The 26,359-nt window shown below is 70.0% G+C and carries 28 protein-coding genes, 1 tRNA gene and 1 pseudogene; 23 read left to right on the top strand and 7 right to left on the bottom strand.

All coding sequences use genetic code 11. The annotated features are described in order from the left end of the window. Positions 1-32: 32 nt before the first annotated feature. The 8 genes from DYZ02_RS03770 (at position 33) to DYZ02_RS11315 (ending at position 5,739) form a co-directional block, all read left to right on the top strand. The gene (locus DYZ02_RS03770; protein ID WP_115685048.1) at positions 33-827 is read left to right on the top strand and encodes a CPBP family intramembrane glutamic endopeptidase; all 795 of its coding nucleotides are present in this window, start codon (positions 33-35) and stop codon (positions 825-827) included. 139 nt (positions 828-966) lie between these two features. Then, entirely contained in the window at positions 967-1,239 is a 273-nt protein-coding gene (locus DYZ02_RS03765) for a type B 50S ribosomal protein L31 (RefSeq protein WP_115685047.1), read from the top strand. A 36-nt stretch (positions 1,240-1,275) separates the two neighbouring features. Then, positions 1,276-1,449, top strand: coding sequence for a 50S ribosomal protein L32 (gene rpmF, locus DYZ02_RS03760; protein ID WP_115685046.1), 174 nt, complete (start codon positions 1,276-1,278; stop codon positions 1,447-1,449). 121 nt (positions 1,450-1,570) lie between these two features. After that, entirely contained in the window at positions 1,571-2,269 is a 699-nt protein-coding gene (locus DYZ02_RS03755; RefSeq protein ID WP_115685045.1) for a response regulator transcription factor, read from the top strand. A gap of 71 nt (positions 2,270-2,340) precedes the next feature. Next, entirely contained in the window at positions 2,341-3,741 is a 1,401-nt protein-coding gene (locus tag DYZ02_RS03750) for a HAMP domain-containing sensor histidine kinase (RefSeq protein ID WP_115685044.1), read from the top strand. Between the two features lie 89 nt (positions 3,742-3,830). Beyond that, positions 3,831-4,961, top strand: a complete 1,131-nt coding sequence (locus tag DYZ02_RS03745; RefSeq protein ID WP_115685043.1) for a S1C family serine protease — start codon at positions 3,831-3,833, stop codon at positions 4,959-4,961. Between the two features lie 56 nt (positions 4,962-5,017). Continuing rightward, positions 5,018-5,587, top strand: coding sequence for a MogA/MoaB family molybdenum cofactor biosynthesis protein (locus DYZ02_RS03740; RefSeq protein WP_245945627.1), 570 nt, complete (start codon positions 5,018-5,020; stop codon positions 5,585-5,587). Beyond that, positions 5,584-5,739 carry a hypothetical protein gene (locus DYZ02_RS11315; RefSeq protein ID WP_181896885.1) on the top strand — a complete coding sequence of 52 codons (156 nt, stop codon included), beginning with the start codon at positions 5,584-5,586 and terminating at the stop codon, positions 5,737-5,739. Before DYZ02_RS03740 ends, DYZ02_RS11315 begins: the two co-directional genes overlap by 4 nt. A 15-nt stretch (positions 5,740-5,754) precedes the next feature. Here the strand turns inward: DYZ02_RS11315 and mscL are convergent, their stop codons facing one another. From mscL to DYZ02_RS03725, 3 genes are all read right to left on the bottom strand, one after another. Next, positions 5,755-6,177 carry a large-conductance mechanosensitive channel protein MscL gene (gene mscL, locus DYZ02_RS03735; RefSeq protein WP_115685041.1) on the bottom strand — a complete coding sequence of 141 codons (423 nt, stop codon included), beginning with the start codon at positions 6,175-6,177 and terminating at the stop codon, positions 5,755-5,757. A gap of 71 nt (positions 6,178-6,248) precedes the next feature. Beyond that, entirely contained in the window at positions 6,249-6,857 is a 609-nt protein-coding gene (locus DYZ02_RS03730; RefSeq protein ID WP_115685040.1) for an SAF domain-containing protein, read from the bottom strand. 6 nt (positions 6,858-6,863) lie between these two features. Further along, the gene (locus tag DYZ02_RS03725) at positions 6,864-7,421 is read right to left on the bottom strand and encodes a 5-formyltetrahydrofolate cyclo-ligase (RefSeq protein ID WP_115685039.1); all 558 of its coding nucleotides are present in this window, start codon (positions 7,419-7,421) and stop codon (positions 6,864-6,866) included. 65 nt (positions 7,422-7,486) lie between these two features. Between DYZ02_RS03725 and DYZ02_RS03720 the strand changes: the two genes are divergently transcribed. The 6 genes from DYZ02_RS03720 (at position 7,487) to DYZ02_RS03695 (ending at position 12,275) form a co-directional block, all read left to right on the top strand. Next, the gene (locus tag DYZ02_RS03720; RefSeq protein WP_115685038.1) at positions 7,487-8,419 is read left to right on the top strand and encodes a UTP--glucose-1-phosphate uridylyltransferase; all 933 of its coding nucleotides are present in this window, start codon (positions 7,487-7,489) and stop codon (positions 8,417-8,419) included. A gap of 45 nt (positions 8,420-8,464) precedes the next feature. Continuing rightward, entirely contained in the window at positions 8,465-9,718 is a 1,254-nt protein-coding gene (gene glp / locus DYZ02_RS03715; RefSeq protein ID WP_115685037.1) for a molybdotransferase-like divisome protein Glp, read from the top strand. Between the two features lie 7 nt (positions 9,719-9,725). Continuing rightward, a complete protein-coding gene (locus DYZ02_RS03710; protein WP_115685036.1) occupies positions 9,726-10,382 on the top strand; it encodes a GNAT family N-acetyltransferase in 657 nt (218 codons plus the stop codon). 78 nt (positions 10,383-10,460) lie between these two features. Next, complete coding sequence (gene sepX / locus DYZ02_RS03705; protein ID WP_115685035.1) at positions 10,461-11,480, top strand: divisome protein SepX/GlpR; 1,020 nt, start codon at positions 10,461-10,463, stop codon at positions 11,478-11,480. A gap of 63 nt (positions 11,481-11,543) precedes the next feature. Then, positions 11,544-11,616 (top strand) — tRNA-Ala (locus DYZ02_RS03700). A gap of 50 nt (positions 11,617-11,666) precedes the next feature. After that, complete coding sequence (locus DYZ02_RS03695; protein ID WP_181896884.1) at positions 11,667-12,275, top strand: cation efflux transmembrane domain-containing protein; 609 nt, start codon at positions 11,667-11,669, stop codon at positions 12,273-12,275. Between the two features lie 16 nt (positions 12,276-12,291). On the opposite strand, the gene DYZ02_RS03690 is transcribed toward DYZ02_RS03695, so the two are convergent. Next, positions 12,292-13,941, bottom strand: a complete 1,650-nt coding sequence (locus tag DYZ02_RS03690; RefSeq protein ID WP_115685033.1) for a thiamine pyrophosphate-dependent enzyme — start codon at positions 13,939-13,941, stop codon at positions 12,292-12,294. A 60-nt stretch (positions 13,942-14,001) separates the two neighbouring features. Continuing rightward, positions 14,002-14,607, bottom strand: a complete 606-nt coding sequence (locus tag DYZ02_RS03685; RefSeq protein WP_115685032.1) for a DNA-3-methyladenine glycosylase I — start codon at positions 14,605-14,607, stop codon at positions 14,002-14,004. 53 nt (positions 14,608-14,660) lie between these two features. Here DYZ02_RS03685 and DYZ02_RS03680 point away from each other — a divergent pair, with 53 nt between their 5' ends. Next, positions 14,661-15,068 carry a DoxX family protein gene (locus DYZ02_RS03680; RefSeq protein ID WP_115685031.1) on the top strand — a complete coding sequence of 136 codons (408 nt, stop codon included), beginning with the start codon at positions 14,661-14,663 and terminating at the stop codon, positions 15,066-15,068. Beyond that, a complete protein-coding gene (locus tag DYZ02_RS03675; protein WP_115685030.1) occupies positions 15,061-15,687 on the top strand; it encodes a zf-HC2 domain-containing protein in 627 nt (208 codons plus the stop codon). Before DYZ02_RS03680 ends, DYZ02_RS03675 begins: the two co-directional genes overlap by 8 nt. A 15-nt stretch (positions 15,688-15,702) precedes the next feature. Here DYZ02_RS03675 and DYZ02_RS03670 read toward each other — a convergent pair. Beyond that, positions 15,703-17,229 (bottom strand): annotated as a pseudogene (locus DYZ02_RS03670) (dolichyl-phosphate-mannose--protein mannosyltransferase); the annotation flags it as partial. A gap of 169 nt (positions 17,230-17,398) precedes the next feature. Between DYZ02_RS03670 and rsmI the strand changes: the two are divergent. From rsmI to DYZ02_RS03645, 5 genes are all read left to right on the top strand, one after another. Beyond that, entirely contained in the window at positions 17,399-18,259 is an 861-nt protein-coding gene (gene rsmI / locus DYZ02_RS03665) for a 16S rRNA (cytidine(1402)-2'-O)-methyltransferase (RefSeq protein ID WP_115685029.1), read from the top strand. 75 nt (positions 18,260-18,334) lie between these two features. Then, entirely contained in the window at positions 18,335-20,077 is a 1,743-nt protein-coding gene (locus tag DYZ02_RS03660) for a BCCT family transporter (protein WP_115685028.1), read from the top strand. 28 nt (positions 20,078-20,105) lie between these two features. Beyond that, positions 20,106-21,947: a methionine--tRNA ligase gene (gene metG, locus DYZ02_RS03655; RefSeq protein ID WP_115685027.1), complete on the top strand. Its 1,842-nt coding sequence runs from the start codon at positions 20,106-20,108 to the stop codon at positions 21,945-21,947. A gap of 23 nt (positions 21,948-21,970) precedes the next feature. Then, positions 21,971-23,146: an MFS transporter gene (locus tag DYZ02_RS03650; RefSeq protein ID WP_115685026.1), complete on the top strand. Its 1,176-nt coding sequence runs from the start codon at positions 21,971-21,973 to the stop codon at positions 23,144-23,146. 9 nt (positions 23,147-23,155) lie between these two features. Beyond that, entirely contained in the window at positions 23,156-23,767 is a 612-nt protein-coding gene (locus DYZ02_RS03645; RefSeq protein ID WP_115685025.1) for a pyridoxamine 5'-phosphate oxidase family protein, read from the top strand. Here DYZ02_RS03645 and DYZ02_RS03640 read toward each other — a convergent pair. Next, a complete protein-coding gene (locus tag DYZ02_RS03640) occupies positions 23,764-24,144 on the bottom strand; it encodes a DUF3806 domain-containing protein (protein ID WP_115685024.1) in 381 nt (126 codons plus the stop codon). The two genes, DYZ02_RS03645 and DYZ02_RS03640, sit on opposite strands and share 4 nt — an antisense overlap. 22 nt (positions 24,145-24,166) lie before the next feature. On the opposite strand from DYZ02_RS03640, the gene DYZ02_RS03635 reads away from it, so the two are divergent. Beyond that, complete coding sequence (locus tag DYZ02_RS03635) at positions 24,167-24,985, top strand: TatD family hydrolase (RefSeq protein ID WP_115685023.1); 819 nt, start codon at positions 24,167-24,169, stop codon at positions 24,983-24,985. A gap of 196 nt (positions 24,986-25,181) precedes the next feature. Further along, a complete protein-coding gene (locus tag DYZ02_RS03630) occupies positions 25,182-26,318 on the top strand; it encodes a resuscitation-promoting factor (protein ID WP_115685022.1) in 1,137 nt (378 codons plus the stop codon). The last annotated feature ends 41 nt before the right edge of the window (positions 26,319-26,359 follow it).

Here is a 26,359-nt window from a genome sequence, read left to right as displayed (position 1 = left end):
GCGGGTGGTGACGGTCCGTACCTTCCTGGGGCATGGAGTCATCACCGAGAATCCCCGTCAACGCGTGGGGGCTGCTCCTCCGTGCCATCGTTGCTGTCGCAGTGGTGTTCGGCGCGAACTCCGCGCGCGTCCCGATCCACGAAGCCGCGGGGAGCGACTCGCTGCTTGTGCAGGCAGCCATTTTCTGCCTCACGCCCGTGCTCGTCGCCGCCTTCGTGGTGGTGTGGGTGCGCCGCGTCGAACGTACAAAGATCAACTGGGCCGGAGCGCGGGGGATCGTCGGAGGAACCGCCATCGCGGTTGTTCCTGTCGCGGCGGCGTGGCTGCTCCTCGGCGCAACCAGCGGGCCGGCGGAAACACTGCCCCAGGGAGTCGGGGAAGCGGAAGCGCAGGCCCCCGTGGCAATCCTGCTGATCTGGGTCCTCGTGCGGTCGTACCTGCTGCAGGGGATACCCGAGGAATTGGTGTACCGGGGCTGGCTTTTCGACGTCACCCGGCCGCGGCCCGTCCTGACGGTCGCGTGGACCACGGCGGCGTTCACCCTCGCCCACGTGTGGTCCTCGGGAGGCCAGCGCACGGTGCTTGACCACTTGGTCTACCTTGCCGTCCCTTTCGGCATGTCGCTTCTGGCCGCCGGGGTGGTGTACACCTTCGGGTCCTTCTGGTGGGCGGCGGGCACCCACGGTGGCATGCACCTCACCATCGCGTTGCTCACCGCGGTCTATCCCATCGAGCTCGGGGCCCGGGCGTGGGTCATCCTCGGGGCCGCCCAGGCTGTGCTCGGGGTGGCGCTGCTGTGGCGTCGAAAAGCGGGCGCGCGAAATTAGGTGGATAGGGCGCTGAGCTGTAAGATGTTGCAGGTTGTCTGGCGAAAGTCAGGCGAAGGACCATTTTCGCACCCAACTCAGGCACGATCCCCGGCGGGGAACCGACCTGAAGTTCAATCCTGAGGGAGACGAATCACAGATGAAGAACGAGATCCACCCGGATTACCACCCGGTGATCATTCAGGACGGTAACACCGGCCACAAGTTCCTGACCCGTTCCACCATGACCTCCGACCGCACGGACACCTGGGAAGACGGCAACGAGTACCCGCTCGTCGTCGTGGACGTGACCTCCGAGTCGCACCCCTTCTGGACGGGCGCGCAGCGTCTCATGGACACCGCCGGCCGCGTCGAGAAGTTCAATCAGCGCTTCGGCGGCATGGCCCGCCGCAAGAAGAAGACCGCTAACTAAACCGTCAACTGACCAGGTCGAAGGAGGAAAAGAGACATGGCTACCCCGAAGTTCCGCAAGTCCCGCGCGAACACCCACTCCCGCCGTTCCCAGTGGAAGGCGAAGAACCCCGAGCTGCAGACCGTCAAGATTGACGGCCAGGAGGTCCGCATCCCGCGCCGCCTGGTGAAGGCCGCGCAGGCCGGGCTTATCGACGTGGAGCAGTTCTAATACAGCGCCGCTTCCCGTAACCGGGCGACTTTCTGGAGGTCGCCCGGTTTTTTCATGTCATATTCGTGATATCTAATACCCCGTCGACGGAATAATAATCGGATCGGCAATAATGGGGCACATGAAAATTCTGGTGGTCGACGATGAGCAGGCCGTGCGCGAATCACTGCGCCGGTCTCTCATCTTCAACGGGTACGAGGTTGTCCTCGCGGAGGACGGCGAACAGGCGCTGGAGACGATCCGCCAGGAGCAGCCGGACCTGACAATCCTGGACGTGATGATGCCCAAGCTCGACGGCCTCGGCGTCTGCCGCGAGCTGCGCTCCTCGGGCAACGACCGCCCCGTGCTCATGCTCACCGCCCGCGACGGCGTCTCGGACCGCGTGGCGGGCCTCGATGCCGGCGCGGACGACTACCTTCCGAAGCCCTTCGCCCTCGAGGAGCTGCTCGCCCGCGTGCGTTCCCTGCTGCGGCGCGCGAACATCGACTCGACGCACGCGGGTGGCCGGGGCGCGACCGAGCTGGTCTTCGAGGACTTGGAGATGCACACCGACACCCGCGACGTGCGGCGCGGTGAGCGCTCCATCTCCCTGACCCGCACCGAGTTCGCCCTGCTGCAGTACTTCCTGCAGAACCCCCGCCAGGTGCTCTCGCGCCAGGCCATCCTCGAGGAGGTGTGGGGCTACGACTTTCCGACGTCCGGCAACGCGCTCGAGGTCTACATCGGCTACCTCCGCCGCAAGACGGAGGCCGGGGGAGAGGACCGGCTGATCCACACAGTCCGCGGCGTCGGCTACGTCCTGCGGGAGACCGCCCCGTGATCCTGCGGCAGTCAGCAGGTCGCCGCGGGGAGACCCGCACAGACGCGCACCGGCTCGGGTTGCGCGCACGGATGACGCTGCTGACCGGGGTGCTTGTCGCGCTCGTCGCGGGGGGCGCCTCGACCGCCACGTACTGGGCCGCCGTGGGGGCGATGACGGCCAACGTGGACAACGACCTCAACATCAAGGCGGACATCCTCCTGTCGCTGACCGACGACGGGGCGGACGAGGAGGCCGTCCGCAGCGAGATCGCATCCTTCAAGCTGCACAACCCGTACGTCCGCGCGTCGTACTCCTCGAGCCTCCAATCGGCCTACGTCGGGGACGCGATCCCGGTCGGCGGCTCTTTCACCCGCTCCGACAGCGGGACGGAGATCTCCGTGCGCACCGTCGGGCAGGAACGCGTCCTGGTGAAGAGGAATGTGGAGGGTGAATCCGTCGCCCTGGCGCAGGACGTCGACCCGCAGCACCGGCTGCTGGGCAGCCTCGGCTCCGTCCTGATGGTCATCCTCGGGCTCGGCTTCCTGCTCTCGTGGGGTGTGGGCGAGATCGTCGCCGCCGCGGGCATGCGCCCGATCACCCGCCTGAAGCGCGCCGTCGACGGGGTGCGCTGCACGGAGGACCTGAAGGGCATCCGCGTCGAGAGCGAGGATGAGCTCGGGCAGCTCAGCGACGCCTTGAACGAGATGATGGAGTCCCTCGAGGACTCCCGCCGGCGCCAGGCGCGCCTCGTCGCGGACGCCGGTCACGAGCTGAAGACCCCGCTGACCTCGATGCGGACGAACATCGAGCTGCTCATGATGCTGTGCCGCACCGGCCAGCTGGAGGAAATGGCGCCGACGGACCGGGAGGACCTCGAGCGCGACGTCCTGGCCCAGATGGAGGAGATGTCCTCCCTCATCGGCGACCTCGTCGACCTCGCCCGCGACGACAACGGCCCCGCGGAGCTCGAGCCCTTCCGCCTCGACGAGGTCCTGGACGAGGCCGTCGAGCGCGTCCGCCGGCGCCGCCCCGACGTCACCTTCCAGTACAGCGCGGACCCCTGGGAGATGATGGGCGACGCCGCCGGCATGGGGCGCGGACCGCTCAACATCATCGACAACGCCGCGAAATGGTCCCCGCCCGGCGGCACCGTGCGCGTCTCCCTGAAGGCCGCCACCCGCAAGGCCGTCCTCATCGTCGACGACTCCGGGCCCGGCATCCCCCCAGACGAGCGCGCGCACGTCTTCGAGCGCTTCTACCGCTCGCCCGAGTCGCGCTCCATGCCCGGTTCTGGCCTCGGCCTGGCCATCGCGCAGCAGGTCATCGTCCGCCACGGCGGGCAGATGCACGTGGAGGAATCCGACGACGGGGGAGCCCGCTTCCGCACGGTCTTCCCGGGGTGGCGGCCGCAGGAGGCGGGCGAGGACATCGTGGTCATCCCGCCCACCTCCCCCGACGGCGTACCCCGCATCGTGGGAAGGACCCCGTAGACGCGCACAGTCAACGTTCAGCAACTGCTACGCTCGGTTTTTCCGGGCCACCAGTGCTGCTCCAGTTCAGGGGAGGAACATATTCCGTCATGGACAACCTCATAACGTCGCGCGGGACCGAGCCCGCCCCGAAGAAAAGCTCCGTCCTCCCTGCCGTGGCGGCCGCGGTGGCCACCTCCCTCGTCGTCGGCGCCGGGACGGGCTACATGGCGGGCTCCGCCGCCCACCCCGACTCCCAGGCCGAGGCCTACAACGCCCTGGAGAACCCCAGCGCCGACAACTCGGCGCCCGCGCCGGAAGGCTCCGTCGAGGCCGTCGCCGCGGCCGTGCTTCCCGCCGTTGTCTCGCTGGAGGTGGACACCCGCACGGGTACGGCCGAGGGCTCCGGGTCCATCATCTCCTCCGACGGGTACGTCCTCACCAACCACCACGTCGTCGCCGACGCGGCGAACGGCGCCGCGACGATCACCGCCACGCTCAACGACGGCACCCGGCACTCCGCCACCTTCGTCGCCTCCGACGTGGACACGGACATCGCCGTGGTGAAGATCGACGGCGTGACGAACCTCCCCGTGATCAACTTCGGCAACTCGGACGACCTCAAGGTGGGCCAGGACGTCGTGGCGGTCGGCTCACCGCTCGGCCTGTCGGCGACGGTGACCAGCGGCATCGTCTCCGCGCTGAACCGGCCGGTGAGGGCGTCGCAAGGCGGCAACGAAAGCTCGCTGATGGACGGCATCCAGACCGACGCGGCCATCAACCCGGGCAACTCCGGCGGCCCCCTGGTGGACATGAACGGCAACCTCATCGGCATGAACTCCGTCATCGCCTCCCTCTCCACCGGCGGCCTCGGCGGGCAGGGGGAGAGCGGGTCGATCGGCCTCGGTTTCGCAATTCCCTCGAACTTTGCCAAGCGGGTCGCCCAGCAGCTCATTGACACCGGCAAGGCGACCCAGCCCATGCTCGGGGTCCGCGTGGACGTCCGCTCGAGCGGCGACGGCGCCCTCGTCGCCTCGGTGGAGCCCGGCAGCCCGGCTGAGCAGGCCGGCCTCAAGGCGGGCGACGTGATCACCCGCCTGGGCGACCGCCCGATCGACTCCGCGGACGCCCTCATCGCGGCGACCCGCTCGCGCGCCTTCGGCGAGACCGTGTCCCTGCAGGTGAGGAGGACGGGCAGCGATGCCGTCGAATCGGTAGATGTGACGCTGAGTTCCGAGTAAGTTCATAGCGGAAAGAACAACAAAAACCGCGACACAGCCACATGAGGAGAACGGAAATGACGGACGCCCTGGAGACGCTCGACACGTTTGACCTGAGCGAACCGGACGAGGCGGTTCTCCTGGCGGCAGAGGTGGAGGAGCAGCCCCTGCTTCCCCGCGCGCTTGTCGTCCTCGTCTCCGATCACCGCTTCACGGCCGAGGACGACGACACCGACCGCCTCGTGTGCGAGCTGCTCGGCGAGTTCGGCTACACCGTCGACGGCGTTGTCCGCGTCAAGTCCAAGAAGTCGGACATCCGCAAGGCCATCGAGACCGGCGTGGTCGGGGGTGCCGACCTGGTCCTCACGCTCGGCGGCACGGGGGTCGGGCCGCGGGACAAGACCCCGGAGGCGACCCGCGCGGTGATCGACAAGCTCGTCCCGGGCGTGGGCCAGGCGATCCGCTCCTCGGGCCAGGCCTGCGGGGCTGTCGACGCCTGCACCTCCCGCGGCATCTGCGGCGTCTCCGGCTCCACGGTCGTGGTCAACCTCGCGCCCTCGCGCCAGGCGATCCGCGACGGCGTCTCCACCTTCGCCCCGCTGGTCAGCCACCTCATCGCCGAGCTGAACCAGTACAGCCTGCCGTGACCAGGCGTCGCGCGAAAAGGGTGGCGGACGTGGACTACGACCGCTCCGGGGACCTCCCGCCCGCCGAGGCGGGGCAGGACACCGACCCGGAAAACACCGAGCTCATCGAGTTCTACAAAAACGAAAGGCCCCCGCATTACGGGGGCGACTGACGCGTGACGGGGGAGCTACTCGCGGGGAGTGCCCGCCTCCTTGGGGGTCTGGCCGGCGAGCAGGTCGCGGATCTCGGTGAGCAGCTCGGTGTCGGTCGGGGCGGGCTCGTCCTCGGAGATCCCGCGGCGGCGCTTCTGCATTTCGTCCAGCTTGTTCATCGGGGCGACGATGAAGAAGTAGACGACGGCGGCGACGAGCAGGAAGTTGATGATCGCGGTGAGCAGCATGCCCAGGTCGATCGCTGTGTCGTCGCGGCCGGGGAGGATCGGGAAGCGCAGGCCGCCGACCTCTGCTCCGCCGAAGACGTTGAGCAGCGGGTTGATGATTGCGTTGGAGAACGCGGTGACGATGGCGGTGAACGCGGAACCGATCACGACACCGACGGCGAGGTCGATCACGTTGCCGCGCAGGATGAAGTCTCTGAAGCCTTTGAGCATGGGTCTCCTTTATGCATGGATGGGTTTCGGCCACGATAGCCGCAGCCCTGCGTCCCAGTAAACCACTTTAGTCAGTGTGCGGGCCCCTCGAGCACGAGCGTCAGCGGGGAGTTGAGCGAGGCGGCGGCGACGGCGGGGGCCTCCGTGGCGCGCAGAAGCAGCAGTACGGTGCCGTTTTCTGAGTGCGTGACAACAACCCTACCCCCGTTGGCGACGGTCAGCGCCGCACCCGTGTCGGGGGCCACTGTGATGACGCGCACAAACGCCCCGTGATGGAGCAGGGGGAGGATCTCCGGTTCGGCGAGGGCGACCGGAACCATGGTGTAGCCGTGCCCCTCCGGAGCCAGGGCGGCGGCGAGATCGGGGCCCACGAAGCGCGTTGATGTGGCCACCTCTCCCGCGGACGCGGCGGCGCCGAGGACCTTGGCTTCGGCCTCTTCCGCAGAGGCCAGGGCGTTGGCGGGAACGGCCTCGGCGGGGACGCGGCGCAGCTCGAGGTCGGAGAGCGAGACGGTGCTGCCCGCCTCGATGTCCCGGGCGAAGACCGCCACGAGGGGGTCGCTGCGCCGCGCTGCCGCCGCGCTCACACCGGCGAGGGCGACGAGCACGAGCGCGAGGCAGCGGCGCAGCAACGTGGCGCGCCGGTGGCTCGGGGTGCGCAGAACCTCGACTAGCTTCATGCCCCCTTAGACTGCACCGGCGCCGCCCCGGTTCCCCTCCGGACGGAAAATCCCGCTCGGGGTGACGACCATGCCGACGGGGACGTCGTGCGGCTCGTGCGGCACCTCGTCGAGCAGGTCGTCGTCGTAGAGCAGCGCGGCCACCGAGACGTCGAGGCCCGCCAGGGCGCGGTCGTAGTAGCCCCCGCCCTTGCCGAGGCGCATCCCGCGCTTGTCGACGGCCAACCCCGGCGCCAGCACCACATCGCAGGAGCCCAGAACACTCGAGGTGTCGCGCTGCGCGAGCGCGGTGGTGGGGGTCCAGGCGAGGATGCCGTCGGGGAGCGTGACAGGGAGAAGCACCGTGCGGCACGCCCGGCCCAGGGCGGGGAGGAGGGACGCGCCGCCGGGTTCGGAGGGCAGCGGCTCGTAGGCGGCGACGCTGCCGTGGGCCCCGAGCTCGGCGAGCAGCGCGAGCACGTTGTCGGTGAGGGCGCGGTCGAGCCGCGCCTTGAGGTCGGGGTTGGCGCGGAGGTGGCGTCGATAAGCGATGCGGGTCTGCCGGGTCTCCTGCTTGGCGTCCATGTCCCCATATTCCCATAGGCGTCAAAGCATGGTTTGGCGGGGTGCGGCGGGTAAGCTCGGCAATTATGCAGAATTCCAACGACGGCGCGCTGCGGGGCGTCAAGACGGTTGTCGTGCCCGCTGCGGGCATGGGCACGAGGTTTTTGCCGGCGACGAAGACGGTCCCCAAGGAGCTGCTGCCGGTGGTGGACACCCCGGGCATCGAGCTGATCGCGGAGGAGGCTGCCCAGCTGGGGGCGGAGCAGCTGGTAATCGTCACTGCACCGGAGAAGCAGGAGATCATGCGCCACTTCGGCACTTTCGAGCAGCTCTGCGAGACGCTGTCGGCGCGGGGCAAGACCGAGCAGGTGGAGAAGGTCTCGCGTGCAGCGGGCCTGATTGAGGCCGTGGCGGTGGAGCAGGAGCAGCCGCTGGGTCTGGGCCACGCCGTCGGGTGCGCGGAAAGCGCCCTCGGTGACGGCGAGGATGTTGTGGCGGTCATGCTGCCGGACGACCTGGTGCTGCCCGCGGGGGTGATGAAGAAGATGGTGCAGGTGCGCGAGCGTCTCGGGGGGTCTGTGCTGTGCGCCTTCAACGTCACGCGCGAGGAGGTGTTCAACTACGGGGTCTTCGACGTTGAGGAGCTTGACATCGATTTCGACGGCTTCGAGGTCAAGCGGGTGCGCGGCATGGTGGAGAAGCCGGCTCCGGAGGAGGCGCCGTCCACACTGGTGGCCACGGGCCGCTACCTGCTGGATCGGGGCATCTTCGACGCGCTGCGGCGCATCACCCCGGGTAAGGGCGGGGAGCTGCAGCTTACCGACGCCATCGAGCTGATGATCCAGGAGGGCCACCCGGTGCACGTGGTGGTGCACGAGGGCAAGCGCCACGATTTGGGTAACCCGGGCGGCTACATCCCGGCCAACGTTGATTTCGGGTTGCGCCACCCGAAGTACGGCCCCGCACTGTACACGGCGCTGAAGCAGATCATGGCCGATTTCGAGGCCGAGAACCGTTAGCCACGCTCCCGGTGGACTGAAGCAGAAAGGGGTTGCATCCGGAACATGCGCAGCGTTGAGGACCAGTTGGCGATGGTGGTCGATGCAGCCCCCACCCCGGAGCCGATCCGCGTGGGCATCGCGGACGCCCTCGGGCTGATGTGCGCCGAGGAGGTCACGGCGACCCGTTCGCTTCCCGGCTTCGCCCAGGCCGCGGTGGACGGCTACGCCGTGCGCGCTGTGGACGTGGGCGGGGGAGTAGCCCTCGGCGCCCGCGGCGGCGAGGTCGAGGCCTCCCTGCCCGTCGTGGGGGAGGTCCCCGCCGGATCGCAGAGGCCGCTGCGCCTGCAGCCCCGCCAGGCGGTCCGCGTGGCCACCGGCGCCCCGCTGCCCACGCTCGCCGACGCCGTCCTCCCGCTCGAGTGGACGGACCGCGGCCGCAAGCGCGTCACCGCCCGCCGCGCCGTGCACACGGGGGAATTCGTGCGCAAGGAGGGCGACGACATCCAGCCCGGGGACGTCGCCGTGCGCTCCGGCGCGGTCCTCGGTCCCGCGCAGGTCGGGCTGCTCGCCGCGGCCGGACGGGACAAGGTGCTGGTTTACCCCCGCCCGCGCGTCGCGGTGATGTCCTACGGTCTCGAGCTCGTCGACATTGGCCGGAACCCCGGCCTGGGGCAGATTTACGACGTCAACTCCTACGCCCTGGCGGCCGCCGCGCGCGAGGCCGGGGCGGACGCGCAGCGCGTCGGCATCATCAACGCCGAGCCCCGCCGGCTGAAGGAGACCATCGCCAACCAGGCGGCGCGCAGCGAGATGGTGATCATCACCGGCGCTGTCGGGGGCAGCGGCGCCGAGGCGATCCAGCAGGTGCTCGGAGAGCTCGGCGAGATCGACACGACCCGCGTGGCCATGCACCCCGGCTCCGTGCAGGGCTTCGGGCTCATCGGGGAGGAGCGCATCCCCGCCTTCCTGCTGCCCTCCAACCCGGTCAGCGCGCTCGTCGTCTTCGAGACGCTCATCCGCCCCGCGATCCGCAGCTCGCTGGGCAAGCAGGCCCCGCGCCGCCGCGCCGTCCACGCCCGCTCCCTCGGGCCGATCCAGTCCATCCCGGGCCGCCGCGGCTTCGTCCGCGCGCGCCTGATGCGCGACGCGGAGACGGGCGACTACCTGGTGGAGAGCCTCGGCGGCGCCTCCGGCGGGGCGGCCCACCTCCTCGCGGGGTTCGCCGACGCGAACGCGATGATTGAGATCCCCGAGGACGTCACCGACATCCGGCCGGGCGACATCGTGGACGTCGTTTTCCTCCAGCAGCGCGGCTAGCGGGCCGATGCTGCGACTATTCTCCAGCCCCTACCACCCGGGGTGGCCCGAGTCGACGCCCGCGCTCGCACTTCCCGACGGCACGCAGCTGCGCCTGCGCCCCCTGCGCGGCCGGGACGGCCGGCGCTGGGGCGAGATGCGCGTGCTCGACGAGGCCTGGCTCAAACCCGTCGAGCCGACGGTGGCGGGCACGTGGGCCTCCGCCCACAGCCCCGCCGCCTGGCGCAACAACTGGGCGAACCTCCACCGCATGGCCCTCGAGGGCGTCGTCGTGCCGCTGGCCATCGAGGTCGACGGGGGCTTCGCCGGCCAGGTCACCCTGGGCAACATCCAGCACGGGGCGGTCAGCGAGTGCTGGATCGGCTACTGGGTCCACTCCGCCTTCATGGGCCGCGGCGTCGCAACGGCCGCCTGCGCCCTCGGCACCGACCACGCCTTCGCCCGCGTCGGGTTGCACCGCGTCACCGCCACCTTCCTCCCCGGCAACCCCGCCTCCGGCAGGGTGCTCGCCACCAACGGCTACCGGGAGGAGGGCTACCTGCGTCGCAACCTGCACATCGACGGGCAGTGGCGCGACCACCACTTCGTCGCGCTCAACGCGGACGAGGGCGGCGGATTGGCCGTCGACAGGCTTGTCTCCTCGGGTCGCGTTCGGCGTGCCTGACAGAGCTCGCGGGCGGGGGCCGATAGCCTGAAGCACTGATTCCCCCGTTTCGCAGCTCCGCAGAAAGGTGGCGAGCCCATGGGCAGCCTCAGCCTGATCATCGTCCTGATCATCGTGGTGTGGGTGATCGTCCTCGCGCCGATGGTGATGGGAAACAACAAGCCCATCCGCAGGTCGGGTGAGGGCTACGAGGAGACCCGCGTGCTCCACGCGGGCGGCACCGCGCCCGTCGAGGGCCGCCGGCGGCCCCGCCTGACGCCCGCCGACGTGCACCGCTTCGACGAGGAGGAGCCCTACGAGGTTGTCGAGGCGGAGGCCGGGTCGACGGCCGTGTCGCTGCTCGTCGAGGAGGACAAGAAGGACGCGGACGACCGCGACAGCACCGTCGAGGGTGAGGTTGTCGTGGCGCCGGAGGAAGAGCCCGTCGAGGAGTCCGCTGAGGAGGACACCGAGTCCCTCGACGAGGCCGGGAACGACGAGGACCGAGAGGACGCCGAGCCCGCGGAGGAGGCCGACCAGCCCTACGAGATCGACGAAACGTACGTCTCGCCCGCCGACTACGGCTACGCCGAGCCTTCCGAGCCGGTGCGGAACATCGAGCCCGCCACGACGGCAGAGCATGAAGAGACTGAGGAGTCCGTGGAGTCCGAGGAGTCCGAGGACCTGACGGAGGAGGAGATCGAGTTCGCCCGCTCCCGCAAGGGCCGTGGCGGCTGGGACCCGGAGCGGGAGAAGGCATCCCGCGCGGACCGCTTCCAGCGCCGGCAGCGCACGCTGCTCGGGCTCATCATCGCGGACGTGGTGGCTGTCGTCGCCGCATTCGTCGCGGGCGGCTGGGCCTGGGTGCTGCCCGCCCTGACCATCGCCCTGACCGTGTGGTTCATGGTCACACTGCGCAAGGTGGTCCGCCAGGAGCGGGCCCTGCACGCCCGCCGGGTGCGACAGCTGCGGCGCGCACGGCTGGGCGTGGTGTCGTCGGAAAGCGGGTCGGTGAGGCGGCGCCCCGGTGCCGTGATCGTGGAGATGGACGACGAAAGCCCCGATTTCGACGAGCTGCCGGCCTACTACCGCGAGGCGGAGACGCTGCGCGCCAGCTAAATTCCCCCTGACCAGCCAGTTTAACGTTCCGGCAGTGGGGGAGTAGTGTCGAGGGGGTCCGCAGGGGCTATAGCTCAGTTGGTAGAGCGTCGCGTTCGCAATGCGAAGGTCAGGGGTTCGATTCCCCTTAGCTCCACAATTTTTTTCCCGGGGGTCGGGGGTGAGCTCGGGTGTACAGTATCCCCCGTGACTACTTCGAGACTGCGTCGCGCCGTGCTCATCGTCGCGCTGCTCAACCTGCTGTACTTCTTCGTCGAGTTCGCGGCGGCGGTGGCCATCGGGTCCGCCTCTCTCTTCGCGGACTCCGCCGATTTTCTCGAGGACACCGCGATCAACCTGCTCGTGTTCTTCGCCGTGGCGATGAGCGCGCCGCGCCGCCGCGTCATGGGCGGCGTGCTGGCCTTCCTCATTCTCATTCCCGCGGTGGCGGCGCTGGTCACCGTGGTGCTCAAGATCCTGCAGCCGGTGCCGCCCTCGGCCGAGGGGCTCACGGGAACCGCCGTCGGCGCGCTGGTGGTCAACCTCATCTGCGCGGCAATCCTGCACCGGGTCCGCGGCGCCGACTCCTCGCTGGCGACGGGCGCGTGGCTCGCCGCGCGCAACGACGCCCTGGCGAACATTCTCATCATCGCGGCGGGCCTGGCCACTCTCGCCTGGCCGACCGCCTGGTTCGACATCGCCGCCGGGCTCGTCATCGCCCTGGTGAACTTCTCCGCCTTCCGGGAGGTGTGGGAAGAGTCGCGCGAGGAGCACGACTCGGTCGAGGAGGCCTTCGCGGAGATGGACTGCGACTAAACCGCGCCGAGCGGGCTCAGACCGTCGGCTCCGGGGTGGCGAAGCCCTGGTCGATCACCACGTGCAGCAGCGCGACCTCGCCGCGCCCGAGGGCCTCGAAGGCGCGCTCCACGGCGCCGTCGACCGCGTCGTCCTCGCGGATCGTCTCGGCCCAGGCGCCCATCGACTGCGCCCACACGGAGAAGTCGGGGTTGACCAGCTGGGTGCCGGAGACGCGCCCGGGGTACTTCTTCTCCTGGTGCTCGCGGATCGTGCCGTACTCCTGGTTGTCCAGCAGCACGACGAGCATCGGGGTGTTGTAGCGCACGGCGGTGACCAGCTCCTGGCCGTTCATGAGCAGCTCGCCGTCGCCGGTGAAGGCGACCACGGTGCGCTCGGGCAGTGCCAGCTTGGCGGCGATGGCCGCGGCGACGCTGTAGCCCATCGCGCCGAGGCGGGTGGCCAGCATGGAGGGGTAGGAGCGGGTGGGGAAGTAGCGCTGGGGCCACGCACAGTGGTTGCCGGCGCCGAAGGTGGACACGGCGTTGTCCGGCAGCCGGGAAGTGACGGCCTCCATGACGTGGTGGAAGTCGACGGTGCCGGCCGGCAGGCCCTCGAAGCGCTCCTTTTTGTCCGGGATGGTGGAAAAGCTGACGTGGTTCGCGCGCGCCGCGTTGAACCACTCGCTGGTGTCGGGGGTTTGGCCGAGGGGGAGGTGTTCGAGCGTCTCGGCGAAGGCGGCCGGGTCGGCCAGCACGTGGTGGCGGACGGCGCCCGAGTGGCCCTTGAGGCTCGCGTCGGCGGTGACGACGATGTTCGTGGACTCCGTGCCCTGGCGCAGAGTGAAGTTGTCGGTCGGCTTGTCGCTGAGCTTGGAGCCCAGCGAGATGACCAGGTCCGCCGCCTCCAGCAGGCGCGCGGCGTCCTCGCTGCGCGCGGTGCCCAGCCAGCCGGCGTTGGCGGGGGAGTCGAAGGAGATGCGGTCGGAGGCGCGCATGTCGCCCAGGACGGGGATCTGGTGCTTCTCGGCGAAGGCCTGGACGGTGTCGCAGGCCTTCTGGGTCCAGCCCTGCCCGCCTTCGAGGATGAGGGGCTTTTCCGACTGCTCCAGCGCCCGGGCCACGACCTCGAGGTCCTTGGTGGAGACGGCGCCGTGCGGCGTGGCCAGCGCGTGGGCGAGGTCGCCGTCGAAGGGCAGCTCGATGATGTCCTCCGGCAGGCCGACGACGACGGGGCCGCGCTGGCCGGACTCCGCGAGGTGGAAGGCGTTGGTGACGATGCGGCTGGCGCGCGAGGGGTCGTCGATGACGAACACGCCCTTGGTGATTTCGCCGAACCAGCCCACCGGGTCGAACTCCTGGAAAGAATCGCGATAGCGGTCGGAGGTGGGGATGAGCCCGATGAACAGCACCATCGGGGTCTCGTCCTGCCAGGCGGTGTAGACACCGATCTTGGCGTTGGCGGCGCCGGGGCCGCGGGTGACCATGGCCACCCCGGCCTTGCCGGTGGCCTTGCCGTGGGCCTCCGCGGCGAAGGCGGCGCCGCCCTCGTGCCGGCAGACGATGTTGTCGATGCCGGTGTCGTAGAGCCCGTCCAGGACGGAGAGGAAGCTCTCCCCGGGCACCGTGTAGACGCGAGGGACTCCGAGCTCCTCGAGGGTATGGGCGATGGCTGCGCCGACGTGCATGAGAGGGTCTTCCTTTCGATGGGGGCGTATTGATTAAGTGATCCTATACAGAATGCACGGCTAAGGTGACTCCTGCCACACTTTTGACAAACCTCGTTTCCATGTCCCCACAAGATTCGTGTCCACTACCCCCGTCGACTCCATCAGGGCGTACATTGTCACCGGGCCGACGAAGGTGAAGCCGCGGCGCTTCAGGTCCGCCGCCAGCGCCACCGACTCCGGAGACTGCGTGGGAACCTCCTCCATGGTCCGGGGCGCGGGTGTCGTCGCCGGCTGGTGCGACCAGACCAGCTCGCCCAGGTGGGTGCCCTCCTCCCGCAGCGCCACCGTGGCCCGCGCGTTGGTCAGCACCGCGGCGAGCTTGCGGGGGTTGCGGATCAGTGTGGCGTCGTCAAGCAGGTGCTCGACGCCCTCCATGCGCGCGACCTCGTCGGGGTCGAAGCCGTGGAAGGCCGCGCGTAGCGCCTCGCGCCGCTGCAGGATGAGGCGCCACGAGAGCCCGACCTGGAAGCCCTCGAGGCAGACCCGCTCGAACATGCCGCGCTCGTCGCGCACGGGCATGCCCCACTCGGTGTCGTAGTACTCGCGCAGCAGCGCGTCGCGCGCCGCCCACGGCGGCCGCGCCCGTCCGTCGTCGCCCACCACGGGGCCTGTCGATAAGCTCATGTCTCCTTAGACTGGTGTTTCGGCGAAGTGGTTCCCCAGGTAGTGTTACACGCATGAACAGGCCCGCGGTTCGCGATTTCGCGCTTCTTGTGCTGCGCATAGTCACCGGAGCGGTTTTCGTGGCACGCGGCTACCGCGCGTGGTTCGACACCGGGATGGCGCAGACCTCCCGCGACCTCGCCGCCGCCGGCGTTCCTCAGCCGGGCCTGTCCGCCTACCTCGCCGGGTCCGTGGAGCTCATCGGCGGCTCGCTGCTCATCATCGGGTTGCTGACCACCCTCGTCGCGAGCGTGCTCGCGCTGCTCGTCATCGCGGCCGGCTACTTCATTCACCTCAGCCAGGGCTTTTTCGTGGAGACCGGCGGCGTGGAGTACCCCGCGGTGCTCGCCGCGGCGCTGTTCATCGTCGTGGTCTTCGGCTCCGGCCGGGCGAGCCTGGACAAGGCGCTGACCCGTGCTTAGCCACGAGGAGGTCCAGGCGGCGCTGTCGGCTCGCCTCGACGGGGAGAGCACGGGGCTTGACGACGCCGTCGTCGACGCCCACCTTCAGCAGTGCGAGCAGTGCCGCGCCTACTGGGACAGGCTGCTGTCCCTGTCCCGGAACCTGGGCCTGGCGGAGGTCGGGGGTGGCATGGCGCCGCCGCCGGATCTCTCCGAGGTCATCCTCGCCGGGGTGGAGGGGCAGTGGCGCCGCTTCGCGCAGCGCCGCGCCCTCGCCCTCGCGCTGGCCCGGGTGGGCCTCGTCTTCATGGCGTGCGTCTGGGCGGCGTGGGCGATCCGCTTCATCGTCACCGCGGACCCCGCCACCGAGACCGCGGTGCGCCTCGGCGTGGCGTCGGCGCTCGCCTTCGCCGCGTGGAAGCCGGGCCAGATCCCCGGGATCCTGCTCATCGTGGGCACGATGTTCACCTTCACCCTCGGCTTCGCGGTGCGCGACATCCTGGTCGACTCGGCCAACGGGGTGCTCGGCCCCCTGCTCATCCTGCTGTTCAGCTTCGTGGCGCTGGTGGCGACGTGGGCTATCGACAAGGGCGCCGACGTGCGCCGGGCCTGGCGCCTGCTCAGCGCCGACCCGGCCTAGTAAAATGCCCGGCGGTTACGTCCAGCTGGGCAGCCACATGAGCGACTGGTAGTAGCCCTCCGGGATGCGCATCCCGTAGAGGATGGGCGACCAATAGAGGAACATCCCCACCACCACGGCCAGGTAGACCACGGCGGCGGCCTGCCCCGTCGTGATGGGGTAGCCGGCCAGCCTCCTCACCGGGCCCGGGCGCAGCGGCGCGCCGCGTTGCGCGAGGCGGCCCAGGGCGATCGCCAGCAGGACGATGGTGAAGGGCACGAGCGCGGTGGCGTAGAAGAAGTACATCTGCCGGTCGAAGGCCGCGAGCCAGGGCACGAACCCCGCGGCGAAGGCGACGAGCGGGACGATGACGCGCGTGTCGCGCCGGGTCAGCCAGGCCCACGCCGCCCATGCGAGCACGGGCACCGTCAGCCACCAGATCGCCGGGGTGCCGAAGAGGTAGATCATCTCGCGGCAGGGGGAGAGGGCGCCGCAGTCGAGGTCCGTCGCCGAGTAGTAGAGGATCGGCCGCGCCGCCACGAGCCACGCCCACGGCTTCGAGTCCCAGGGGTGGGAGTGCCCGCTTGACGACGTCAAAGAGCCGTGGAACTCCAGCACCGAGAAGTGGTAGTACAGCCACCCACCGAGGGACTCGGGCAGGCGGGCGAGCCACGGCCAGGCGCTGTCGGCGACGGTGCCGTCGGAGACCGCGTGGCGGTACACCGACGTCTCGGAGGCGAACCAGGCCCGCCACGACCAGGCGTAGATGGCGGCGGGCAGAGCGACGAGCGAGGCGAGCGCCAGGGGGACGTCGCGAAGCACTGCCCCCGCGAACGGCGAGCGCACGCCGTAGCGGCGGCGCAGCCACAGGTCCCAGAAGGCGCTGAGCAGGCCGAAGAAGGCGATGTAGTACAGCCCCGACCACTTCACGGACAGCGATAGCCCGAGCAGCACCCCGGTGGCGAAGCGCCACCAGCGGAAACCGAGGCGCGGGCCGAGCGGCTCGCCCGGCGTGATGAGCCCGGCGAGCCGGGCGTCGTGGAAGCGGCCGTGGACCTCGCGCATGTCCCCGGCCAGCGTCCACGCCGCGGCGACGACGAAGAGCACCTGGAAGATGTCCAGCATGCCGAACTTCGCAGCGACGAGGAGAACGCCGTCGCACACTGCGATGACCCCGGCGACGAGCGCGAGTGCGGTTGACTGGGTCAGCCGGCGGGTGAGCAGGAAGATGAACGAGATGACGGCGGCGCCGAACAGTGCTGTCATCACGCGCCACCCCAGCGGCGTGTAGCCGAAGAGCGCCTCGCCCACCGCGAGCAGCTGCTTGCCCAGCGGCGGGTGCACCACCAGCCCGTAGCCGGGGTTCGACTCGATGCCGCCGAGCACCGGGTTCACCCAGGAGCGGACCATGTCCCAGGCCTGGGGCACGTAGTGCTTCTCGTCGAAGATCGGCGTGCCCCCCGCCGTGGGCAGGGTCAGGCCGAGGAAGCGGGTGAACAGCGCGGCGGCCGTGACGCCGAGGAGAGCCTGGGTGTCCCGCTTGGACCAGGGGGTGGTCTGCGGCTGTCTCTAATAGACAACTGACGCTGCCGACGGACTGCTTCTTCTTAACACCGGGGGTTGGCGCGTACGTAAAACAAAGATGNCGGGGCGGCGGGCGAGGGGCGGCGGAACCGGGGGGTTGTGATCACCCCTCGGATACTAGTGGGCCGGTGTGGAATGCTTGGGAGACATGAGCGCGATCGAACCCTGGCTGCCCGCATCCGGAATCGTTGTGGCGGCGACGCCCCTCGGCAACGTGGGCGACGCCTCGCCGCGCCTGAGCGAGGCGCTGCGCCGCGCGGACGTCGTCGCCGCAGAGGACACCCGCCGGGTGCGCAACCTCGCCGCGGCGCTCGGAGTAGAGATCGCTGGCCGGGTGGTCTCCAACTTCGACCACAACGAGGACCGGCGCGTCGCGGAGCTCGTTGCGGAGGCGCGCCGCGGCGTCGTGCTCGTCGTCTCCGACGCCGGGATGCCGCTCGTCTCCGACCCCGGCCATGCCCTCGTGACCGCCGCCCACGACGCCGGGGTGCCGGTGACCTGCCTGCCCGGGCCCTCGGCGGTGACCACGGCGCTGGCGCTGTCCGGGCTCAGCGTCGGCCACTTCATCTTCGACGGCTTCGCGCCGCGCAAGGCCGGGGCGCGCCGGGCGTGGCTGGAGTCGCTGGTGGGCCAGCCGCGCGCCGTGTGCTTCTTCGAGTCCCCGCACCGCATCGCCGGCACGCTCGCCGAGGCCGCGGACGTGCTGGGCGGCGAGCGGCGCGCGGCGGTGTGCCGGGAGCTGACCAAGACCTACGAGGAGGTCCGGCGCGGCACGCTCGCCGCGCTGGCTGAGTGGGCCGCCGAGGGGCTGCGCGGCGAGATCACCGTCGTCATCGAAGGGGGAGAGGGCCCGGCGGCGCAGCCGGGTGACCTGGTCGGCCTGGTCCTGGAGCGCGTCTCCGCAGGTGAGAGGCTCAAGGACGCGGTCAAGGAGGTCGCCCGCGCGCACGGGGTGAAGACGGGCGAGCTCTACGACGCCGCCCTGGCCGCCAGGAGCTCTGGTTCGTAAAACCTGCCAATCTGCGTTAGCCTGCCTTGTGCTTTCTCGTGAATGATTGACGTTGGCTGAAGGAGTGGTAGGTAGATGGCGCACGAGGATCCCGCACGCAAGGACGGCGGCACGACAGGAAACGCAGACGGGGCCACGGCGACGAGCGAGCTCGCCTCCCTGCTTGAAGCCGACAGCCGCGGCGAAGCCCCGCGCGCCGGCGAGAAGGAAAACGTCGAGCTGGCGTCGGAGGACGAGAACGCGCGGATCGACTGGGCGATCATCGCACCGCTCGTGGTCATCGTCGCCGGCGTCGTCCTCTGGGGCCTGCTGGGCGCGGAGTCCTTCACCGCCTTCGCCGACGCCTCCTTCAGCTGGGTCATCGACAACCTCGGGTGGGCGTTCGTGCTCTTCGGCACGATCTTCGTCATCTTCGTGATCACCATCGCGTTTTCCAGCTTCGGCACGATCCGCCTCGGCGGGCCGGACGAGCAGCCGGAGTTCCGCACCTCCTCGTGGATCTCGATGATGTTCGCCGCCGGCATGGGCATCGGCCTGATGTTCTACGGCGCGGCCGAGCCGCTGGCGATGTACCGCGACGGCGTGCCGGGGCGCAGCAACCACGAGGTGGGAACCTCCATGGCGCAGACGATGTTCCACTGGACGCTCCACCCCTGGGCCGTCTACGCCATCCTCGGGCTGGCGATCGCCTACTCGACGTTCCGGATGGGACGCAAGCAGCTGCTGTCCAGCGCCTTCATCCCGCTGATCGGGGAGCGCGGCGCGGCCGGCCCGCTGGGTAAGGTCATCGACGGCCTGGCCATCTTCGCCACCATCTTCGGCACCGCCTGTTCTCTCGGCTTGGGCGCGCTGCAGATCACCTCGGGCTTGCGGGCCTCCGGTTTCGTGGACAACCCCTCGACGCAGCTGACCGTGGGCATCATCGCCGTGCTCACCCTGGCGTTCCTTCTCTCGGCGATGTCGGGCGTCGGCCGCGGTATCCAGTGGCTGTCCAACATCAACATGGTCATCGCGGCGCTGTTGGCGATCTTCGTGTTCGTCCTCGGCCCCACCGTGAACCTGCTCAACCTGCTGCCGACCTCGCTGGGCGCGTACGTCGACCAGTTCTTCCTCATGGCCGGGCGCACGGCCTCGAGCGCCGACGGCACCGCGGGCGAGTTCCTCTCCAGCTGGACCATCTTCTACTGGGCGTGGTGGATCTCCTGGTCGCCCTTCGTGGGCACCTTCCTGGCCCGCATCTCCCGCGGCCGCACGATCCGCGAGTTCTGCCTCGGCGTGCTGCTCGTCCCGGCCCTCCTGTCGACCATCTGGTTCGCCATCTTCGGCGGCACCGCCATCAACTTCGAGCAGCACGGCCGTTCCATCTTCGGCGACGGCAGCGCGGAGGGGCAGCTCTTCAGCCTCCTCCACGCCCTGCCGGGAGGCACGGTCCTGGGCGTGTTCGCCATGATCCTGCTGGGCACGTTCTTCATCACCTCGGCGGACTCCGCCTCCACGGTGATGGCGTCGATGGCGCAGAGCGGCAAGACGGAGGCCAAGCCGTGGCTGGCTGCGATCTGGGGCCTCGGCACCGCGTTCGTGGGCCTGACCCTGCTCGTCGTCGGCGGCGAGGACGCCCTGGGCTCCCTGCAGTCCGTGACCATCGTGGCGGCCACGCCCTTCCTCTTCATCCTCGTGGCGTTGATGTTCGCGATCATCCGCGACGTCTCCCGCGACACCGTCTACCTGGATATGAAGGAGCAGGAGCGCTTCGCCCGCCAGCTCGCCTACGAGCGGCGCCTGCACCGGGAGGGCTCCCAGGGCGGCGAGCGCGGCTAGCGGCCGTGCGTATCTTATGCTTGGATGCATGACTTCTCCTGAGACCAACATCCTCGTCTGCGTGGCGTGGCCGTACGCGAACGGCCCGCGCCACATCGGCCACGTGGCGGGCTTCGGCGTTCCCTCGGACGTCTTCGCCCGCTACCAGCGCATGGCGGGAAATAACGTCCTCATGGTCTCGGGGACCGACGAGCACGGCACGCCGCTGCTCGTGCAGGCGGACAAGGAGGGCGTGACCGTCAAGGAGCTGGCGGACCGCTACAACCGCCAGATCGTGGAGGACCTCGCGGGCCTCGGCCTGTCCTACGACCTGTTCACCCGCACCACCACCCGCAACCACTACGCGGTGGTGCAGGAGCTGTTCAAGGGCCTCTACGCCAACGGCTACATGGTCAAGGAGACGACGCAGGGCGCGATCTCGCCGTCGACGGGGCGCACCCTGCCGGACCGCTACATCGAGGGCACCTGCCCGATCTGCGGCGCGACCGACGCGCGCGGTGACCAGTGCGACACTTGCGGCAACCAGCTCGACCCGGCGGACCTGATCAACCCCGTCTCCAAGATCAACGGGGAGACCCCGGAGTTCGTCGAGACCGAGCATTTCATGCTCGACCTTCCCTCGCTTCACGACGCCCTCAAGGCCTGGCTGGAAACCCGTGAGGACTGGCGCCCCAACGTGCTGAAGTTCTCGCTGAACCTGCTGGAGGACATGCGCCCGCGCGCGATGACCCGCGACATCGACTGGGGCATCCCGATTCCGGTGGAGGGCTGGGAGGACAACCCCTCGAAGAAGCTCTACGTGTGGTTCGACGCGGTGATCGGCTACCTCTCCGCCTCGATCGAGTGGGCGCAGCGCTCCGGCGACCCGGAGGCGTGGAAGGAGTTCTGGCAGAACCCGGACACGCGCGGCTACTACTTCATGGGCAAGGACAACATCACCTTCCACTCCCAGATCTGGCCGGCGGAGCTGCTCGGCTACGCGGGCAAGGGGTCGAAGGGCGGGGAGGAGCACGCTTTCGGCGAGCTGAACCTGCCCGCCGAGGTGGTCTCCTCGGAGTTCCTCACCATGTCGGGCTCGAAGTTCTCCTCCTCGAAGGGCGTGGTGATCTACGTCAAGGACTTCCTCGCCGAGTTCGGCCCGGACCCGCTGCGCTACTTCATCGCGGTGGCCGGCCCGGAGAACAACGACACCGACTTCACGTGGGACGAGTTCGTCCGCCGCGTGAATAACGAGCTGGCCAACGGCTGGGGCAACCTGGTCAACCGCACCGTGTCGATGGCGCACAAGAACTTCGGGCAGGTGCCGGCGCCGGGCGAGCTCACCGACTCCGACCGCGCGATCCTCGACCTGGCGGAGCGCACCTTCGCCTCCGCTGGCGAGGAGCTCGGCCGCGCCAAGTTCAAGAACGCCATCACCCAGGTCATGCATGTCGTCGGCGAGGCGAACGCCTACATCGCGGAGCAGGAGCCGTGGAAGCTGGCGAAAGACCAATCGCAGCGCGAGCGCCTTGCCACCGTGCTGTGGACGGCCCTGCAGGTCGTCTCCGACTGCAACGCCATGCTCACGCCGTTCCTGCCGCACACGGCGCAGAAGGTGCACGAGATCCTTGGCCGCACCGGCGTGTGGGCGGCCGCCCCGCGCGTGGAGGAGGTCACCGACTCGGCCGGGCGCGAGCTCGTCGGCGTTGGCCTGCCCGATGAGGGGCAGACCTACCCGGTCATCACCGGCGATTACTCGGCGCAGCAGGCCACGTGGTCGCGCGTCGAGGTCGTCCCCGGCACGGAGCTGGCGAAGCCGAAGCCGCTCATCGCCAAGCTCGACCCGGAGCTCGGCGTGACCGGTCCGGAGTGGGCGCCGGTGCAGCAGTAGGGGCGCCGGGTTAGTCTGCTTGGGTGCGTCCCTTCCTCCTCTTCCTCGCGGTCTTTTCGGCCGCCATCAACCTGCGCGCCGGGATGGCGTCTGTCGGAGCAGTGCTTGACGACGTCATCGCGGCCTACGGGGCACCCGCCTCCCTCGGCGGGGTGGTCACGGCCCTGCCGGGGCTGATGTTCTGCGTCGTCGGCCTGGCCGCGGTGCCGCTGGCCCGCCGGCTCGGGCTGTCGCCCACCCTCGCCGGCGCCGCCGCCGTCTCGGCGGCCGGCCTGGCGCTGCGCCCGTTCGCCCCTCACATCGCGCTTTTCGTGCTCGCCACCGTGGGCGTGGCCGGCGGGATCGCCCTGGCCAACGTGCTGCTGCCGGCGTGGATCAAGCAGTACGGCGGGTCCCACCTCGTCGCTTTGACCACCGTCTACTCGGTGTCGCTGTCCCTGTCCGCGGCGGCCGGGCCGCTCAGCGCCCTGTTCACCTCGTCGTGGCAGGCGGCGCTGGGGGTGTGGGCGGTCTCCGCGCTGGCCCAGCTGGCCGTGTGGGTCGTGGTGTGGCGCCGGGTGGGCGTCGACAAGCCTGGCGGTGAGGGAGACGCGGGGCCGCAGCCGGAGGCGGCGATGCACCGTTCGCGCACCGCGGTCGCGCTCATGCTGTTCTTCGGGCTGCAGTCCATGAACGCGTACACGCAGATGGGGTGGCTGCCGTCCATGCTGGCGAGCGAGGGGGTCGCCGCCTCCACCGGGGCCGCCGGGCTGGCGCTGATCGGGCTGATCGGCGCGGGCGGCGGGCTGGTGCTGCCCACGGTGATCGCCCGGGCCCGGACGCTGACCCCGCTCGTGCTCATCTTCGGGGCGCTCACGGCGGCGGGGTACGCGGGCATCCTTCTCGCCCCGGCCGCCGCGCCGATCGTGTGGAGCACGCTGCTGGGCTTCGGCGGGTGGTGCTTCCCGCTGGCGATCGCGCTGCTTCCGGCGCGCACGCGCACGGCGCTCGGCACGGCCAGGCTGGCGGGCTTCGTGCAGCCGGTCGGCTACGCGCTCGCGGCCGCGGGCCCCCTGCTGGTGGGCGTGGCCTACGGCGCGCTCGGCTCCTTCGTGCCCATCCTCGTGGCGCTGATCGTCCTCGCGCTAGCGATGGGTGGGCTCGGCGTGGTCGCCTCCCGGAACGTCTATATCGAGGATGAGCTCGCGGCGCGCGGCTAGCATCGGGGCATGGAAAATCGGCCCCTCGAGTACCAGGACATCGCCTACGACAGGTTCGTGCGCGCCCGGCAGGGTTCGCTGGAGATGGAACTGCCGCGCGCGGGCGAGGAGTTCGAGCTCGCCCCCGCCGAGCGGGCGCTCATCGCGGACAGCTCGCACTTCTTCCTCTCCACGGTGACGGGGGCGGGGTGGCCCTACGTCCAGCACAGGGGAGGCCCCGAGGGCTTCGTCCACGTCCTCGGCCCGGCGCGGCTCGGCTGGCTGGAGTTCGCTGGCAACCGCCAGTTCGTCACCACGGGCAACGTGGACCGCGACGGGCGGGTGTGCCTGTTTTTCATCGACTACCCCACGCGCTCGCGGCTGAAGGTCTTCGGCACCGCGCGCGTCGTGGAGCGCGAGGACGACCCGCAGCTGATGGAGCAGCTTTCCGGGGCCGCCGGCGGGCGGATCCGCAGCCCGTACCGGCGCGCGATGGTCGTCGACGTGGCCGCCACCGACGCCAACTGCGCCAAGTACATAGCCCCGCGCCATACGCGCGAGCAGGTGGAGGAGCGCATCGACCTCTACCGGGCGGACATCGCACGGCTGCAGGCGCGCATCGCCGAGCTGGAGGGGCGCTAGAGGAACTGGGAGAGGAAGGTGGTGAGCTTGCCCGGTTCCTCGTCCTCGAAGCGAGTGTCCACCACGACGAGGGGAGCGGTGTACTTCTCGCCGCGGGCGACGACCAGGTCGGTGCCGTAGTCGTCGGAAAGCATGGCCCACTCGAAGCCGTGGTCGCGCACGAGGGCTTCACCGAGCGCGGTGCCGACGACGCGGGCGGTCTCGCCGCGGGGGTAGCTGCGCCGCAGGTCGGCGTCGAGGGCAAGGTACTCGGTGAGGATCTCCTCGAAGGTCGCGGCGATGGCGTCGACCCCGCCGTTGATCCCGCGGCCGGCGGCCTCCGCGAGGTCGGCGTCGATCCTCCGCCTGGTGGAGGCGCTGATTTCTGAAAAAGCCATGCCCCAACAATAGGCTTGGGGCATGGCAAAGAAGCGACCCGTTCCCGTCCCCGCGGACCCCATCGCGGGGCTTGTCGACGCCCACACCCACCTCGCCTCCACGGGCGGGGACGTGGACGAACTGGTGGCGCGGGCGGTGGACGCCGGAGTCGAGCGGATCTGCACCGTCGGCGACGGCCTCGACGAGGCGGAGCTCGCGCTGCGCGCGGCCCAGGACAACGATCGGGTCTACGCCGCCTGCGCGATCCACCCGACGCGGGCCGCGGAGCTCGACGACGCCGCGCGGGAGCGGCTGGGGGAGATGGCCCGCGACCCGCGCTGCGTGGCGATCGGAGAGACTGGGATCGACACGTACTGGATCACCCACGACCCGGAGCGCACCGCGCCGCTCGAGGTGCAGGAGGAGGCGCTGCGCTGGCACATCGACCTGGCGGTGGAGCACGGCAAGGCGCTGATGATCCACAACCGGGAGGGGGACGCCGATTTGATGCGTATCCTCGCGGACGCGCCGCGGCCCCGGGAGGTGATGCTGCACTGCTTTTCCTCCCCCGTCGACGTCGCGCGGGAGGCGATCGGGCGCGGCTACGTGCTCTCGTTCGCGGGCAACGTGACGTTCAAGCGGAACGTTGGCCTGCGTGAGGCGGCCGCGCTTGCGCCGGCCGGGCAACTGCTCATCGAGACGGACGCGCCGTACATGACGCCGGAGCCCTTCCGCGGGGCGCGCAACGAGCCGGCGCTCATCGGCCACACGGCCCGCGTCGTGGCCGAGGCCCGGGGGATGGGCGTCGAGGAGCTCGCCGCGGAGGTCGGGGAGACCTTCGGCCGGGTCTTCGGGCTCTGAGGTCCTCCGGCGGCTGTGCGCCACGTCACCGGCCGCCGAAACCCCAGCTGTTCTGTGGTGGGTGAGCGCAGTGGGGCGGGTGGTGCGGAGGGTGCGAGGGCCCGCGTGTCGTTGTTGCCCTCCCGCGGTTGTTACCGTATTGTTACCTCTCGTTATCGCACCCGCCTTCCGTAACAGAGCCAAGGGACGAACGTTTATGTCTGCCAAGCGCATCAATTCCACCGCCTCCACCACCAAGCGCATCGTCGCCGGCGGTGTCGCGGGCGCGGTCCTCGTCGGCGGAGCCGCAACGGCAGCCGCCGCCTCCAAGAGCGTCACCGTCGACGTCAACGGCCAGGCCACCACCATCCGCACCTACTCCGAACACGTCGAGGGCGCCCTCGAGGCCGCGGGCGTCGACCTCGGCGCCCAGGACCTCGTCTACCCGGCGCCCGGTGAGAAGCTCGCCAGTGGCGACACCGTGACGGTGCGCACCGCCAAGCCGGTCGCCCTCGTCGTCGACGGCGCGGAGCAGCAGGTCACCTCCACCGCCGCGACCGTGGCCGACCTGATCGGCGAGGCCGGCATGAACGCCGCCGTCGCCACCGACGTCGACCCCGACCAGCCGCTCACCGACGGGATGACCGTCGACGTGACCACCCCGAAGATCGTCTCCATCAACGACGGCGGCAACGTCATCTACACCTCCGCCGCAAAGAAGACCGTCGGCCAGCTCCTCGCCGCCCGCGGCATGACCGTGGACTCCAACGACCGCGTCAGCGTCCCGCTGAGCGCCCCGGTCGAGGAGAACATGGAGATCCGGATCGACCGCGTCGAGATCGGCGAGACCGAGGAGACCGTCGAGTTCGACGCCCCCGCCACCTACGTCGACGACGCCTCGCTGGACAAGGGGACCGAGGAGGTCCGCGAGCCGGGCGTGAAGGGCGAGAAGAAGATCGTCCACCGCACCGTCACGGTCAACGGCCATGTCGAGTCCGCGGGCCAGGTCAGCGAGAAGGAGACCCGCCCGGCGAAGCCGGCCACCGTCGCGCGCGGCACCAAGCCCACCGCCGCTGCCGCCGCGGCCTCCGCCCCCGCCGTCGCCGGCGGATCCGTGTGGGACGCGATCGCGGCCTGCGAGTCCGGCGGCAACTGGTCCATCAACACCGGCAACGGCTACCAGGGCGGCCTGCAGTTCAACCAGTCCACCTGGGCCGCCTACGGCGGCACCCAGTACGCACCCACGGCCGACCAGGCCACCCGCGAGCAGCAGATCGCCATCGCCGAGAAGACCCAGGCAGCCCAGGGCTGGGGCGCCTGGCCGGCCTGCACCGCCAAGCTCGGCCTGCGCTAGGCGCGCGGCCGGGGCGCGCGGCGGCGCTGCTAACCTAGAAC

It is taken from the genome of Corynebacterium senegalense (genome assembly GCF_900411315.1).
Lineage (GTDB): Bacteria > Actinomycetota > Actinomycetes > Mycobacteriales > Mycobacteriaceae > Corynebacterium > Corynebacterium senegalense.
The sequence above is the reverse complement of the archived record's forward strand: the minus strand, read 5'-3'. Positions and strand labels throughout refer to the sequence as shown.

What these genes read in the sequence shown, in the direction of transcription:
- DYZ02_RS03770 (WP_115685048.1), top strand. Translation starts at nt 33, where the DNA reads ATGGAGTCATCACCGAGAATCCCCGTCAACGCGTGGGGGCTGCTCCTC.
- DYZ02_RS03765 (WP_115685047.1), top strand. Translation starts at nt 967, where the DNA reads ATGAAGAACGAGATCCACCCGGATTACCACCCGGTGATCATTCAGGAC.
- rpmF (WP_115685046.1), top strand. Translation starts at nt 1,276, where the DNA reads ATGGCTACCCCGAAGTTCCGCAAGTCCCGCGCGAACACCCACTCCCGC.
- DYZ02_RS03755 (WP_115685045.1), top strand. Translation starts at nt 1,571, where the DNA reads ATGAAAATTCTGGTGGTCGACGATGAGCAGGCCGTGCGCGAATCACTG.
- DYZ02_RS03750 (WP_115685044.1), top strand. Translation starts at nt 2,341, where the DNA reads ATGACGCTGCTGACCGGGGTGCTTGTCGCGCTCGTCGCGGGGGGCGCC.
- DYZ02_RS03745 (WP_115685043.1), top strand. Translation starts at nt 3,831, where the DNA reads ATGGACAACCTCATAACGTCGCGCGGGACCGAGCCCGCCCCGAAGAAA.
- DYZ02_RS03740 (WP_245945627.1), top strand. Translation starts at nt 5,018, where the DNA reads ATGACGGACGCCCTGGAGACGCTCGACACGTTTGACCTGAGCGAACCG.
- mscL (WP_115685041.1), bottom strand. Translation starts at nt 6,177, where the DNA reads ATGCTCAAAGGCTTCAGAGACTTCATCCTGCGCGGCAACGTGATCGAC.
- DYZ02_RS03730 (WP_115685040.1), bottom strand. Translation starts at nt 6,857, where the DNA reads ATGAAGCTAGTCGAGGTTCTGCGCACCCCGAGCCACCGGCGCGCCACG.
- DYZ02_RS03725 (WP_115685039.1), bottom strand. Translation starts at nt 7,421, where the DNA reads ATGGACGCCAAGCAGGAGACCCGGCAGACCCGCATCGCTTATCGACGC.
- DYZ02_RS03720 (WP_115685038.1), top strand. Translation starts at nt 7,487, where the DNA reads ATGCAGAATTCCAACGACGGCGCGCTGCGGGGCGTCAAGACGGTTGTC.
- glp (WP_115685037.1), top strand. Translation starts at nt 8,465, where the DNA reads ATGCGCAGCGTTGAGGACCAGTTGGCGATGGTGGTCGATGCAGCCCCC.
- DYZ02_RS03710 (WP_115685036.1), top strand. Translation starts at nt 9,726, where the DNA reads ATGCTGCGACTATTCTCCAGCCCCTACCACCCGGGGTGGCCCGAGTCG.
- sepX (WP_115685035.1), top strand. Translation starts at nt 10,461, where the DNA reads ATGGGCAGCCTCAGCCTGATCATCGTCCTGATCATCGTGGTGTGGGTG.
- DYZ02_RS03690 (WP_115685033.1), bottom strand. Translation starts at nt 13,941, where the DNA reads ATGCACGTCGGCGCAGCCATCGCCCATACCCTCGAGGAGCTCGGAGTC.
- DYZ02_RS03685 (WP_115685032.1), bottom strand. Translation starts at nt 14,607, where the DNA reads ATGAGCTTATCGACAGGCCCCGTGGTGGGCGACGACGGACGGGCGCGG.
- DYZ02_RS03680 (WP_115685031.1), top strand. Translation starts at nt 14,661, where the DNA reads ATGAACAGGCCCGCGGTTCGCGATTTCGCGCTTCTTGTGCTGCGCATA.
- rsmI (WP_115685029.1), top strand. Translation starts at nt 17,399, where the DNA reads ATGAGCGCGATCGAACCCTGGCTGCCCGCATCCGGAATCGTTGTGGCG.
- DYZ02_RS03660 (WP_115685028.1), top strand. Translation starts at nt 18,335, where the DNA reads ATGGCGCACGAGGATCCCGCACGCAAGGACGGCGGCACGACAGGAAAC.
- metG (WP_115685027.1), top strand. Translation starts at nt 20,106, where the DNA reads ATGACTTCTCCTGAGACCAACATCCTCGTCTGCGTGGCGTGGCCGTAC.
- DYZ02_RS03645 (WP_115685025.1), top strand. Translation starts at nt 23,156, where the DNA reads ATGGAAAATCGGCCCCTCGAGTACCAGGACATCGCCTACGACAGGTTC.
- DYZ02_RS03640 (WP_115685024.1), bottom strand. Translation starts at nt 24,144, where the DNA reads ATGGCTTTTTCAGAAATCAGCGCCTCCACCAGGCGGAGGATCGACGCC.
- DYZ02_RS03635 (WP_115685023.1), top strand. Translation starts at nt 24,167, where the DNA reads ATGGCAAAGAAGCGACCCGTTCCCGTCCCCGCGGACCCCATCGCGGGG.
- DYZ02_RS03630 (WP_115685022.1), top strand. Translation starts at nt 25,182, where the DNA reads ATGTCTGCCAAGCGCATCAATTCCACCGCCTCCACCACCAAGCGCATC.